The sequence below is a fragment of the Duganella sp. GW822-FHT06D06 genome, from assembly GCF_058799615.1.
In genome coordinates, this window is record NZ_JBXALQ010000008.1 from 272,570 (window position 1) to 285,439 (window position 12,870).

The following is a 12,870-nucleotide window of genomic DNA, read 5'->3' on the forward strand; positions in this document are numbered from 1 at the left end:
GCGCATTGCCGCTATGCACCGAAGAGCGCGAAAAACTGTTCAAATGGATAGGACCAACCGACGAGGCCGAATGGGTGCTGTGGGGGCGCGCCGACCACGCGTTCCCTTTGAAGACGCTGGAGGATGCGCGCCATCTGCGCATCGGCACCTACATCGGCGATGCGCGCGACGAGTACCTGCGCAGCCGCGGTTTTCATGTCGAGCCGGTCAGCAACGACCTGGCAGCCCCGGACCGAACCAGTACGACTGGGCGGACAAGGTGGTGCCGCTGCTGGTGTTCAACCGGGTCAAGGTCTATCTGGCCTGCAACCCCTCAATGCCGGATGAACTGGTCGCCCAGCTCAACGCGGCACTGGTCGAGATGCGGCGCGACGGCAGCATGGCTCGCCTGGAACGGAAGTACCAACACTGGACCCTGCCCAACTAAAACCCGCCATCAGCGCTTGGCCATGACGATGGTGTTGGCCGGCAGCTGGGCCGTCATCGGCAGGCGCTCGTAGTTGCTGACGGTGAGCGCGTCGCCCTCCTGCTCGAACACCATGCGCGAACCGTTGCGGGTGATGAATTCCGCCGGCCCCACCGCAAAGATTTCCACCCGCGCCTGGCCCTGGATCTCGGTGTAGAAGCGGCCGACCTGGCGCGTGAAGCGCATGGTGTCGCCGTTGCTGAGATGGTAGGAGGACTGGTAGTCGAGGAACTGCTGCGGCTCCATGTGGTAGCGCGCTGCGCTGATCTTCACGCTTTCGCTGGCGGCCTCGGCGGAGGCGGAGGCGGAGGCCGGCGCGGCGGAAGCCACGGCGGCGAAGGACAAAGCAGCGGCTACAGCCAGGCTCAACAGAGTGGTCTTCATGGTCTTGCTCCAATCAATTTTTTAGGATGGGCAACGTGCCCGGTGTGCTTCGTTGTTAAGGCTTAGCGGCGGGCCATGACGATGGCATCGCCGGCGGCTTTGGCCAGCGGCAGGCGGCCGAAGTTGGCCACGCCGACGTTCTCCGCTTCATCGCTGAATTCAAAGCGGGTGCCGGCGTCGCTGATGAACTGGTCCCTGGCGATCGGGAAGATTTCCACCCGTTGGCCCTTGTCCACCTGGGCGTAGAAGTGGGTCTGGCGCTGGCTGAATTTCAGGATCTGGCCGTTGGTCAAGCGATACGCATTTTTGTAGTCCGCGAAGTCTTCCTGCATCAGATGGATGCGCTGGTATCCGCCTTTAATCTGGACGCTGGCGTCTTCCGCGTGGGCGGCGGGAATGGCGGCGAAAGCAAGGGCGGCGACAAGGCCGACGAGTGTGGTTTTCATGGTGTGCTCCGTAAGATAACTGGGTCATTAAAACTGCCGGGGAGCCACCGCTGCATTTTTCGGATCAGCGGTAGACAGGTGCAGATTAACAAAGACTTTGCGCAAGATCAGGCGTATGCGACGAGCGGTTAATCCGCGTGCGCCAAGTGTAAAAAACCGCGATGAACGGCGGCGCCGGCCCACGCCGGCAAACCGGCCAGGTTCAGCCGCGGTATCGAGGAATACCCGCCTCAATCTTGCACAAATATAAAAATTCCGCGCCATGGCTTGCGGCTTGCGGGCAAATCAGTGATAATGCGGGTCGCGTTGCCGGGATGGCGGAATAGGTAGACGCACGGGACTCAAAATCCCGCGCCGCAAGGCGTGCCGGTTCGATTCCGGCTCCCGGCACCACCCAACACCGTGAAAGACCCGCTATGCCTTCCCCGGCATAGCGGGTTTTTTATCGTCTGGCGCCGGCGCTCGCGCGACCGCGCATCGATGAGCTTGCGAAACAACAGCCACTGGACCGCTTCAGTGTAGTTTCCCGCTAAAACGGCATAAACCATATGCAAGATTATTCCGACATCTATATTTCCATTATGCATATGCTATCGTCATTTCACGCAAACCCGCCTGTACAGGGTTGCGTGGCCCGGTGCGGCGGGGGCCCGCCGGTATTCTTTCGATAGTTTGATGGAGGTGTAGAAATGGCTGTATCGTTTAAACCTGCTGTGTTGTCCACCCTGTTGTTGGCCATGGCCTTGAGCGCGGGCGCCGCGTCGGCCAACCCGCTCAGCGAGAATTTCGACGGCGGCGTGCCGAGCGGCTGGACGGTCGTCAACAACAGCGATCCACGGGGCGACATCAACTGGTACCAGGGTGATCCTGTCGTGTTCGCCGCCCAGGAGGGCGCAGCCACTTCCTTTATCGGCGCCGGCTGGACCAGCGGCAAGGACGTGTCGGCCATCAGCAATTGGCTGATCATGCCAACCTCGTCCTACCAGAATGGCGACACCCTGTCGTTCTATACCCGCACCGTCGAAAATTCGATCTTCCCCGACCGCCTGGAAGTACGCTTCAGCAACGTCGGCGGCACCAACGTCGGCGGCTCGGCCGACAGCGTCGGCTCGTTCGGCTCGCTGCTGATGTCCGTCAATCCCGGCCAGCACGCCGGCGGCTATCCAGAGGCGTGGACCAAGTACAGCGTGACGCTGAGCGGCCTGTCCGGCGCCACCAACGGCGCCTTCGCCTTCCACTACTCGGTCGATGACGGCGGCCCGAACGGCACCCGCTCCAACTATATCGGCATCGACACCGTGTCGATCAGCGCCGTGCCGGAACCGGGCACCTACCTGATGCTGGGCGCCGGCCTGGGCCTGCTGGGACTGGCCCGCAAGCGCCAAGCCAAGGCCGCCTGAAGAAACACGCCCCACCCGCCGGCGCGGGTGTCGTAAATTATATAAATCATATGCAAAATTGTTTTAATTTCCATAATTTTATTGTGCATATGTTATTGTCAGGCCATGCGATCTGATCTGTACAGGATTGCATGGCCCGGCGTGGCGGGGGCCTCGCCGGTATTCCCCTAGATGGTTTGATGGAGGTGTAGAAATGGCTGTATCGTTTAAACCTGCTTTGATTTCCACCCTGTTCCTGGCAATGACTTTGAGCGCAGGCGCCGCATCGGCAAATGCGCTCAGCGAGGGTTTCGACAGCGGCGTACCAACCGGCTGGACGGTCGTCAACAATAGCGTTCCGCTGGGCTCGAACAACTGGTTCCAGGGCAATCCAACCGTGTTCGGTTCGCAGCAAGGCGCAGCCAACTCCTACCTCGCAAGCAATTTCCACAGCGGCGCCGGCATATCCACCATCAGCGATTGGCTGATCCTGCCCACCTCCACCTACCACAACGGCGACACCCTGTCGTTCTACACCCGCACCGTCGATGAACCGAATTTCGCCGACCGCCTGGAAGTCCGCTTCAGCAACGTCGGCGGCACCAACGTCGGCAGCACGGCCACCAGCGTCGGCACGTTCAGCTCGCTGCTGCTGTCCGTCAATCCCGACCTCGACGTCGACGGCTATCCGAATGACTGGACCAAGTACAGCGTGACCTTGAGCGGCCTGTCCGGCGCCACCAACGGCGCGTTCGCCTTCCACTACTCGGTGCCCAACGGCGGCCCGTCCGGCGCCAACTCCGACTATATCGGCATCGACACCATATCGGTCAGCGCCGTGCCGGAGCCGAGCACCTACCTGATGCTGGGCGCCGGCCTGGGCCTGGTGGGCCTGGCACGCAAGCGCAAGGCCAAGGCGGCCTAAGTAGTACGCCAGTACGCCGGCGCGGCGGCGGCAGCTTCCGCCGCGCCGGCCCATTCCGCTAGAATGGCGGCATGCCTCCCGCCAAACTTCCCAAATTCCCCGGCCCGCTGACCGCGCGCGGCGCCGTGCTGGCCATCCTGATTTCCGACGCCGACCAGACCGGCGCGCCGCCGCTGCAAGGGCGCACCTCGCTGGCCGCCATCGTCAAGACGCTCAAACGCAAATACCACTGGCCGGTGGAGACCAGCAGCTTCCCGTCCAACACCGGCGACGGCCGCGCCAGCTGGGCCACCGTCTACAGCCTGCCGCCCGCCGTCATCGCCAAGGCGCTGGCCAGCGGCGGCCGCGAATGGCTGGAGCGCCGCCATGCCGCCCACGGCGCGCCGTAACATCTGCTTACTCTGGAAACACTTTCTGCGTCACCGGCTTCGCTCTCCGGCTCGTTATATGGACAAGCGCCGCTGTGGCGCAATCCAGGAGAAAAAAAATGACGACCACCCCAAGCACCCGCATCCACCCATTGATGGCCGTTGCCGCCGTGTCGCTGACGCTGGTCAGCCTGGTCGGCGCCGCGTCGATCGCCGGCCTGCTGCCGAGCTCGCACGCCACCCCTGACACCGCCCCGCTGGCCGCCGCGCCTGCGCTGGCCAACCCGGCGCCGACCAGCAGCGCGCCACTGGCCGCCCAGCCGGCGCCGGAAACGCGCAAGCAGGTGGTGGAACACCGCACCGTGGTGCATCACGTGACCCCGCAGGTGCGCCACGTCAACAGCAACGCCGACAACGTCCAGGCGCCGGTGGCCCAGGCGCCTGCGCCGGCCCCGGCCCCGGTGGCTCAGAACAGCCCGCTCGGCATGGGCATCGGCGCGGTGGTCGGCGGCTTGATCGGCAACCAGGTCGGCGGCGGCAAGGGCAAGACCGCGGCCACCATCGCCGGCGTGGTCGGCGGCGCCTACGTCGGCAACGAGATCGCCAAGAAGAACTAAGCGCCATCCCGCAGCAGCACGGCCCGGCCCCGCACAGGGGACCGGGCCGTTTTGTTTGCAGCGGCGCAAGGCCGCATTTAGTTTCCAGGTGGAAAATATGACATAATGCTTGCCGCCCTGCCGCCACACATAGCCATCGTCATGACCACCGCCACCGACCCACACGAAGAACTACGCCATTTCTGGAACCAGCGCGTCAGGGCCAGCCGTTGGCTGATCGTCAAGACTGCGGCGCTGGGTGTGCTGGCGGCGATCTGCGGCGTGCTGGGCCAGGGCTGGCTGGAGGACGCCAGTCCGCTGTTCCCCATCATCAGCCAGAACTACGGCACCTGGCAGGCCGGCTATCTGCTGGCCTTGCTGGTGATCTTCCTGCTGTGGGCCGCCGCCATGCTGCAAAAGTTCGGCCTGCTGCAAAACAGCAAGCAGGGGCGCGCCATGCAGCAGCGCATCGACCAGCACAACGAGCGCATCGCCCAGCAAAAGCTGGAAGCCAAACAGCGCCGCGAGCTGGAACAGCAGGAACGGGAGGCCGCCCCGTCCTTCTTCAAGACCTCCCCGCGCAGCAACAAGTTCGACTACTGAACTACTCGTAGCGCAGGCAGTCCACCGGCAACAGCTTCGACGCCCGGCGCGCCGGGTAGAAGCCGAAGAACACCCCCACCAGGCTGGAGAAGCCGCACGCCACCACCACCGCCTGCACGGTGATGAACACGTCGAACTTGCCGGTCGAGGTGATCGCGGCCGCCGCCCCGGTGGCCAGCAGGATGCCGAACACCCCGCCCACCAGGCAGATCACCACCGCCTCCGTCAGGAACTGCAGCAGCACGTCGCGCGGCTTGGCGCCGATCGCCATGCGGATGCCGATCTCGCGGGTGCGCTCGGTCACCGACACCAGCATGATGTTCATGATGCCGATGCCGCCGACGATCAGCGAAATCGCGCCGATCAAACCCAGCAGGGCCGCCAGGCCGGCGCTAATCTTTTGCGCGGTCTCGGCGAACGAGGCCAGGTTGTCGATGCGGAAATCGTCCGGTTGCTCGAACTTGATGTGGTGCCGGTCGCGCAAGGTTTCGTTGATGTCCTCGATGGCGTCCTGCAAATTGCCGCCGGACTTGCCCTGCGCCACCACGTAGTGCACATTGCCGGGGAACGGCAGCCGCACCAGGCTGGCCGCCGAGGCCGTGATCGGCACCAGCACGTAGTCGGCCAGGTCGCCGCCGTCGACCTGCTTGCCCTCGCCGTACAGCACCCCCACCACCTGGAACGAAACGTTCTCGATGCGGATGTACTTGCCCAGCGGGTTGACCTTGTAGAAGAACTGGTCGGCGATCTTCTTGCCGATCACCACCATGCGCGAGGCGGCGCGCACGTCGGCGTCGCTGAAGGCGCTGCCCTTGTCGATCTTCCAGCCGCGGATCTTGAACATGGCCGGCGTCACCCCGTGCACCGTCTTCGACGCGTTCTCGTTGCCGACCGCCAGGTTGAAGCCGCCCTGCAGCACGCCGGCCGCGCCGGCCAGCGACGGCAGCGCGTTCAGCGCCGCGGCGTCGGCCATGGTCAGGGCCGGCGCCGCGCCGGTGCGCATGCGCTGCTGCTGCGCGCGGTCGCCGCCGGGCGAGACGAACAGCATATTTGTGCCCAGCTGCTCCAGCTCCTTGGCGATGAAGCGCTTCATGCTGTCGCCCACCGCCAGCAGCAGCACCACCGAGGTGATGCCGATGATGATGCCCAGCATGGTCAGCAACGTGCGCAGGCGGTTCGCCATCATCGAGCGAAACGCCTCCACCACTATCTGTAAAGGATTCATCTGCTTTACGCCCTTATCGGTTCGTGGCCCTGCGACATCAGCCGCAGGCCTTCGGCGGCCGGGCCGTCGTACAGCACGTGGCCGTCCTTGAGCCGCATCAGCCGCTTGCTGTAGGCGGCGATGTCCGGCTCGTGTGTGACCAGCAGGATGGTGATGCCGCGCTCCGCGTTGAGCTGCTGGAAGGAACGCATGATCTCTTCGCTGGTCTGGGTGTCGAGGTTGCCGGTCGGCTCGTCGGCCAGGATCAGCGGCGGGTCGCCCACCAGCGCGCGGGCGATCGCCACCCGCTGCTGCTGGCCGCCGGACAGCTGGTTCGGCGTGCGCCTGGCGTAGTCCTTCAGGCCGACCCGCTCCAGCTCCACCAGCGCCTTGGCGTGCGCCTTGCCGCGCGAGACGCCGGCGTAGATCAGCGGCAGCGCCACGTTCTCCGCCACGCTCATGCGCTTGATCAGGTTAAAGCTCTGGAACACGAAGCCGATGGTGCGGTTGCGGATGGTGGCCAGCTCGGCGCGCGACAGGGTCAGCGTGTCGACGCCGTCCAGGTGGTAGCTGCCGCCGGTGGCCTGGTCGAGGCAGCCGAAGATATTCATCAGGGTCGACTTGCCCGAGCCGGACTGCCCCATCACCGCCAGGAAATCGCCGCGCGGCACCGCCAGGTCGATGCCGAACAGCACCTGGGTTTCAACGTTGCCGGAAAAGTAGCTCTTGGTGACCTGGCGTATATCGATCAGCAGTTGCGGCGCCGTCACAGCTCACCCTGCTTCTCGTTGAGCGCGCGGGTGATCACCTTGTCGCCCTTCTTCAACTCGCCGCCGACCACCTCGGTGTAGCGGAAGTTCGACAGGCCGATCTTGATGTCCCTGGCCACCGGGTTGTTCTTGTCGTCCATGGTGTAGATCTTGAACGAGCGCGCCAGCTCGCTCTTGCTGCGGAAGGCGGCGTCGTCCTCCGGCGGCGCCTCGGCCACGGCGCTGGCGCTGGCGGCAGCGCTGGCGCCGCCGGCCTTGGCGGCGGCCGCCTTGTCCTTCTTGGCCTGCTTCTCGATCTCCTCGTCGCTCAGGCGGAAGCGCAGCGCGGCGGTCGGGATCCGCAGCACCTGCTGGCGGTTGCCGACCAGCAGCCGCACCTGCGCCGTCATGCCCGGCTTGAGCAGCTCTTCGCTGTTGTCCACGTCCAGCACCACGTTGTAGGTGACCACGTTCTGCACCACGTTGGCGGCCAGCCGGAACTGGCGCATGCGCGCATCGAATTCCTTGTCCGGATAGGCGTCGACCACGAAGCGCGCCGCCTGGCCGTCCTTCAGCGCGCCGACGTCGGCCTCCGAGACGCTGGTGTCGATCTGCATCTTGGTCAGGTCGCGGGCGATCTGGAACAGGGTCGGCGTGGCGAACGAGGCGGCCACGGTCTGGCCCAGGTCCACCGTGCGCTTGATGACCACGCCGTCGATCGGCGAGCGGATCACGCTGTTGTCCAGGTCGGCCTGGGCGCGCGCCAGCTGCGCCTGCGCCAGCTGGATGTTGGCCTGCGCCACGTCGACCTCGCGCTTGGACTGGTCCAGCGCCAGCGGCGAGATATAGCTCTGCGTCACCAGCGTCTGGTTGCGCTGGTGGGTGGCCAGCGCCAGCCGCAGGCTGGCCCGCGCCGACGACAGCTGCGCCTCGACCTGGCGGATCTGGGCGTTGAAGATGGTCGGATCCAGCTTGAGCAGCACCTGGCCTTTTTTCACGTGGTCGTTGAAGTCCGCCTTCAGCTCGCTCACCGTGCCCGACACCTGCGAGCCGATGTTGATCAGCGCCACCGGATTGATGGTGCCGGTGGCCGTCACCGTCTGCGTGATGTTGCCGGTGTCGGCGGCGGCGACGCGGAAGCGCACCGGTTCGACCAGCGGGGTCTTGTTGCTGGAATACCAGGCGGCGCTGGCGCCACCGATCAGCAGCAGGCCTATGGCCAGCGCTATCTTCTTCTTGGTCAGAAAAGCCATCGTCTCGTGTGTCCCATTGGTGAGATCCGTCGATATGCGGATCAGCCCGCCAAGTATATTGCGTTTTGCAAGGAATGCAACATGGCAAGGTTGTTGTCCACGCCTCCACCTTTGGGCGGAGCGCCCGCCCACCCGATCGCGCTATGGGCAAAGTCGCAGTCCGGGATAACCCCTCCGGGCGTTCCCGGCGCGGCCATTCCTCCCTACCATGAAGCACATCATCACTCACAGAGGAAGCCCAGCATGTCCACCCAAGCAAGCAATCCATCCCGCCGCAACGCCCTGGTCGGCAGCGCCGCCGCCGTGGCCGCAGTCGCCGCCGCCCTGCCGCTGGCCGCCGTCAGCGGCGACAGCCAGGCCGCCGCCAAGGCGCAAACAAGCGCCAGCACCATCACCACCCGCGACGGCGTCCAGATCTACTTCAAGGACTGGGGCCCGCGCGGCGGCCAGCCGGTGATCCTCAGCCACGGCTGGCCGCTGAACGCCGACAGCTGGGAGTCGGCGGCCTTCCACCTGGCCAACAACGGTTTCCGCGTCATCACCCACGACCGCCGCGGCCACGGCCGCTCCAGCCAGCCGTGGGACGGCAACGACATGGACCACTACGCCGACGACCTGGCGCAGCTGATCGAAGCGCTGGATTTAAACAACATCATCCTGGCCGGCTTCTCGACCGGCGGCGGCGAAGTGGCGCGCTACGTGGGCCGCCACGGCACCGGGCGCATCGCCAAGCTGGGGCTGATCTCGGCGGTGCCGCCGCTGATGCTGAAAACCGCCAGCAATCCGGGCGGCCTGCCGATGGCAGTGTTCGACGGCATCCGCGCCGCCTCGGTCGCCAACCGCGCGCAGCTCTACCTGGAGCTGGCGTCCGGCCCGTTCTACAACTACAACCGTCCCGGCGCCAAGCCGTCGCAGGGCATCATCGACGCCTGGTATGCGCAGGGCATGCAGGCCGGCCACAAGAACACCTATGACTCGATCAAAGCGTTCTCGGAAACCGACTTCCGCGACGACCTGAAAAAGTTCGACAAGCCGACCCTGATCATCCACGGCGAGGACGACCAGATCGTGCCGATCGCCGCCGCCGGCCGCGCCTCGGCCGCCATCGTCCAGCACGCCAAGCTGATCACCTACCCCGGCGCCCCGCACGGCCTGACCGACACCCACAAGGAGCGCTTCAACGCCGATTTGCTGGCCTTCGCAAAATCCTGATACTGCCCGCTGCTTGTTATGTGATAAGGTTTCTGCTGTGCCAGTTCGCCCCAGCGGAAACCTTATGAATATCGACACTCTCCTGCGGCTGTTTGCGCCCCCCACCGATCCCACGCTGATCCAGTACGGCAGCTACACGCCGATGCTGGTGCTGCTCTCGATCCTGATCGCCATCTTTTCATCCTGGATGGGCTTGCAGGTGGTGGCGCAGGCGCAGTCCAGCAAGAGCCGCAGCCTGCGCGCCATCATGCTGGGCACCGGCAGCCTGGCGCTGGGCTGCGGCGTGTGGGCCATGCACTTCATCGGCATGCTGGCCTTTAACCTGTGCACGGCGGTCGACTACGACCAGGTCACCACCATGCTGTCGGTGCTGCCCAGCCTGGCCGCCTCCGGCATCGCCCTGTCCCTCATCAGCCGGCGCCAGATCGGCACCGGCTCGCTGCTGCTGGGCGGCCTGCTGGTGGGCGCCGGCATCGGCGCCATGCACTACACCGGCATGGCGGCGATGCGCATGTCGTTCGAGCTGTATTACGATCCGCTGATGTTCGGCCTGTCGATCGTGGTGGCCGTGGTGCTGGCCACGCTGGCGCTGTGGGTGCGCTTCGGCCTGCGCCTGCACACCCGCCTGCCGTCCAGCGCGCTGGGCGTGATCAGCGCCACCGTCATGGGCTGCGCCATCGCCGGCATGCACTACACCGGCATGGCGGCGGCGCGCTTCGCCGGCCGCCCGCTGGCCGGCGCCGCGCCCGAACAGAGCAGCACCTTCCTGGCGCTGGCGATCTCGCTGATCACCATCGCCATCACCATCTTCATCATGGCGGCCAACGGCCTGCTGCGCTACCGCGAACTGTTCCGCCAGAAAAGCGAAAGCGAAGCCTGGATGCGCGCCCTGCTGACCACCACCATCGACGGCGTGGTCACCGTCGACCGCGAGGGCCTGGTGCACGAATTCAACGCCTCGGCCGAACGCATCTTCGGCTGGCGCCGCGACGAAATCATCGGCCAGAACATCCGCATCCTGATGGACGACACCCAGCGCTCCGAACAGGACGGCCTGCTCAACTACCTGCGCACCGAGAACTCGGCGATTCCCGGCCAGGGCAGCGAAGTGATCGCGGTGCGCAAGGACGGCAGCCGGGTGCCGATCCGGCGCGCGCTGGGCCACGCGCGGCTGGCCGAGCGCGACCTGTTCGTGCTGTTCATCACCGACATCAGCGAGCGGCGCGCCATCATGCAGGCGCTGCGCGACAGCGAACAGCAGTTCCGCTCGCTGATCGGCAACATCCCCGGCATCTCCTTCCGCAGCAGCAGGCGCTTCGACGCGCCGCCGGTGTTCGTCAGCGACGGCATCGAGCGCCTGGCCGGCTACCCGGCCAGCGACTTCGTCGGCGAGCGCCGCAGCCGCACGCTGGGCAGCCTGATCGTGCCGGAAGACCGCGCCGGCGTCGAGGCCGAGATCGGCCGCGCGGTCGCCGAGCTGAGCGCCTACCAGGTCGAATACCGGCTGCGCCACGCCGACGGCCACGCCAGCTGGATGTGGGAGCACGGCGCCGTGACCCAGGACGAGAGCGATCCCGAGCAGCGCTGGATCGACGGCGTCATCCTCGACATCAGCGAACGGCGCCAGATGGAGCAGGAGCTGCGCAAGGCCAAGGAGACCGCCGAGCAGGCGGCCGCCGCGCGCGCCAGCTTCGTGGCCAATATGAGCCACGAAATCCGCACCCCGATGAACGCCATCCTCGGCTTCACCGACGTGCTGCTGGACACCGAGCTCGACAGCAACCAGCGGCGCCACCTGGACACGGTGCGCAAGGAAGGCCGCTCGCTGCTGCGCCTGCTCAACGAAATCCTCGACACCGCCAAGCTCGACAAGGGTGCGGTGGAGCTGGAGCCGGACGACTACAGCCTGCTGGGCCTGATCGACGAGCTGGCCTCCACCTTCGGCAGCAACGCCCGCAGCAAGGGCCTGGCCATCGACATCGTCTACGACCCGTCGCTGCCGCCCTGGCTGCACGGCGACGAGCTGCGCATGCGCCAGATCCTCGGCAACCTGCTCGACAACGCCATCAAGTTCACCGCCGCCGGCAGCGTCAGCCTGCGCGCCAGCGCGGCCCAGGGCCAGTTGCGGATCGCGGTGCAGGACACCGGCATCGGCATCGCGCCGGAGCGGCTGGAAGCGATCTTCGACCCCTTCACCCAGGCCGACCCGTCGATGACGCGGCGCTTCGGCGGCACCGGCCTGGGCACCACCATCAGCCGCCAGCTGGTGGCGCTGATGGGCGGCAAGCTGTGGGCCGAGAGCACGCCCGGCCAGGGCACCACCTTCCACCTGAGCTTGCCGCTCGAGCCGGCCCGCAACGACAGCAGCCAGGCCGCCGAGCGCAGCCCCTATCCGCTGCCGCCGCTGCGGGTGCTGGCGGCCGACGACGTGCCGCAAAACCTGGAGCTGCTGACCTTGCTGATGCACAAGCGCGGCCACACGCTGGAGCGGGCCGGCGACGGCGCCGCCGCGCTGCGCCTGTCGGCCGAGCGCCCCTACGACCTGATCCTGATGGACATGCAGATGCCGCTGATGGACGGCCTGGCGGCGACCCGCGCGATCCGCGCGCGCGAACACGCGGCCGGCGCGCCCGCCATCCCGATCGTCGCCATGACCGCCAGCGTGCTGGCGGCGCACCGCGAGGCCGCCGCCGGCGCCGGCATGAACGGCTTCGCCTCCAAGCCGGTGGACTGGTACGCGCTGTCGCACGAGATCGCCCGCGTGCTGGCGCTGCCGCCGCTCGAGCAGGCGCCGGCCGCGGCCGACGCGCCGGCGCGCGCGCGCGTGCTGAACCAGAAGACCGGCCTGCAGCGCTGGTCCGGCGACGAGCGCAAATACCACCAGGCGCTGCACCGCTTCGCCACCGACTACGGCGACGCCGCCAGCGCGCTGGCGCGGCTGTTCGCCAGCACCAGCGCGACCCGGCTGGCCGAAGCGCAGGCCTGCTGCCACAAGGTGCGCGGCGTGGCCGCCAACCTCGGGCTGGAGCAGCTGGCGGCCACCCTGGCGCAGGCGGAAAGGCTGTGCGGCTCGCCGCAGCGCGAGGCCGGCGCGGCCACCCTGCCGACCGAGCTGGCGCAGCTGCAGCGCATGCTGACCTCGCAGCTGGATGCGGCGCTGAGCGCGATCCATGCGATTGAAACCCCGCGCGCCGTGCAGCGCGAACGCGAACAGGCCGACGCCGCGGCCGCCGCCGCGCCGTCGTTCGACGCGGCGCGCGCGCACGCGGCGGCGCAGGCGCTGCT

At 66.6% G+C, this 12,870-nt stretch carries 14 protein-coding genes and 1 tRNA gene; 9 read left to right on the top strand and 6 right to left on the bottom strand.

From position 1 onward, the window contains the following. Positions 1-11: 11 nt before the first annotated feature. Positions 12-197, bottom strand: a complete 186-nt coding sequence (locus tag AC1RMD_RS17330; protein WP_492927926.1) for a hypothetical protein — start codon at positions 195-197, stop codon at positions 12-14. 62 nt (positions 198-259) lie between these two features. Here AC1RMD_RS17330 and AC1RMD_RS17335 point away from each other — a divergent pair, with 62 nt between their 5' ends. Further along, positions 260-427 carry a hypothetical protein gene (locus AC1RMD_RS17335; protein WP_492927927.1) on the top strand — a complete coding sequence of 56 codons (168 nt, stop codon included), beginning with the start codon at positions 260-262 and terminating at the stop codon, positions 425-427. A 9-nt stretch (positions 428-436) separates the two neighbouring features. Here AC1RMD_RS17335 and AC1RMD_RS17340 read toward each other — a convergent pair whose 3' ends face one another. Continuing rightward, complete coding sequence (locus tag AC1RMD_RS17340) at positions 437-850, bottom strand: hypothetical protein (protein WP_492927928.1); 414 nt, start codon at positions 848-850, stop codon at positions 437-439. Positions 851-912: 62 nt separating this feature from the next. Next, on the bottom strand, positions 913-1,296 hold the full coding sequence (locus tag AC1RMD_RS17345) for a gel scht (protein WP_492927929.1): 384 nt from the start codon (positions 1,294-1,296) through the stop codon (positions 913-915). A gap of 308 nt (positions 1,297-1,604) precedes the next feature. On the opposite strand from AC1RMD_RS17345, the gene AC1RMD_RS17350 reads away from it, so the two are divergent. From AC1RMD_RS17350 to AC1RMD_RS17375, 6 genes are all read left to right on the top strand, one after another. Continuing rightward, a tRNA-Leu gene (locus AC1RMD_RS17350) sits at positions 1,605-1,689 on the top strand. Positions 1,690-1,985: 296 nt separating this feature from the next. After that, positions 1,986-2,696, top strand: coding sequence for a choice-of-anchor J domain-containing protein (locus AC1RMD_RS17355; RefSeq protein WP_492927930.1), 711 nt, complete (start codon positions 1,986-1,988; stop codon positions 2,694-2,696). 193 nt (positions 2,697-2,889) lie between these two features. Next, positions 2,890-3,600 (top strand): choice-of-anchor J domain-containing protein, encoded by a 711-nt coding sequence (locus AC1RMD_RS17360; protein ID WP_492927931.1) that lies wholly within the window; start codon positions 2,890-2,892, stop codon positions 3,598-3,600. Positions 3,601-3,671: 71 nt separating this feature from the next. Continuing rightward, entirely contained in the window at positions 3,672-3,989 is a 318-nt protein-coding gene (locus tag AC1RMD_RS17365; RefSeq protein WP_492927932.1) for a hypothetical protein, read from the top strand. 98 nt (positions 3,990-4,087) lie between these two features. After that, the gene (locus tag AC1RMD_RS17370; RefSeq protein WP_492927933.1) at positions 4,088-4,585 is read left to right on the top strand and encodes a glycine zipper 2TM domain-containing protein; all 498 of its coding nucleotides are present in this window, start codon (positions 4,088-4,090) and stop codon (positions 4,583-4,585) included. Between the two features lie 105 nt (positions 4,586-4,690). Next, positions 4,691-5,167, top strand: coding sequence for a hypothetical protein (locus AC1RMD_RS17375; RefSeq protein WP_492927934.1), 477 nt, complete (start codon positions 4,691-4,693; stop codon positions 5,165-5,167). Position 5,168: 1 nt separating this feature from the next. On the opposite strand, the gene AC1RMD_RS17380 is transcribed toward AC1RMD_RS17375, so the two are convergent. From AC1RMD_RS17380 to AC1RMD_RS17390, 3 genes are read right to left on the bottom strand one after another with little or no spacing between them, the layout of a single operon-like run. Continuing rightward, positions 5,169-6,353 (bottom strand): ABC transporter permease, encoded by a 1,185-nt coding sequence (locus AC1RMD_RS17380; protein ID WP_492927935.1) that lies wholly within the window; start codon positions 6,351-6,353, stop codon positions 5,169-5,171. Between the two features lie 44 nt (positions 6,354-6,397). Further along, positions 6,398-7,141, bottom strand: coding sequence for an ABC transporter ATP-binding protein (locus tag AC1RMD_RS17385; RefSeq protein WP_492927936.1), 744 nt, complete (start codon positions 7,139-7,141; stop codon positions 6,398-6,400). Then, a complete protein-coding gene (locus tag AC1RMD_RS17390) occupies positions 7,138-8,373 on the bottom strand; it encodes an efflux RND transporter periplasmic adaptor subunit (protein WP_492927937.1) in 1,236 nt (411 codons plus the stop codon). Before AC1RMD_RS17390 ends, AC1RMD_RS17385 begins: the two co-directional genes overlap by 4 nt. Before the next feature lie 243 nt (positions 8,374-8,616). Between AC1RMD_RS17390 and AC1RMD_RS17395 the strand changes: the two genes are divergently transcribed. Further along, positions 8,617-9,585, top strand: coding sequence for an alpha/beta fold hydrolase (locus tag AC1RMD_RS17395; RefSeq protein WP_492927938.1), 969 nt, complete (start codon positions 8,617-8,619; stop codon positions 9,583-9,585). A 64-nt stretch (positions 9,586-9,649) separates the two neighbouring features. After that, positions 9,650-12,870 (top strand): MHYT domain-containing protein (locus tag AC1RMD_RS17400; protein ID WP_492927939.1); only part of this gene is annotated, 3,221 nt, incomplete at its 3' end.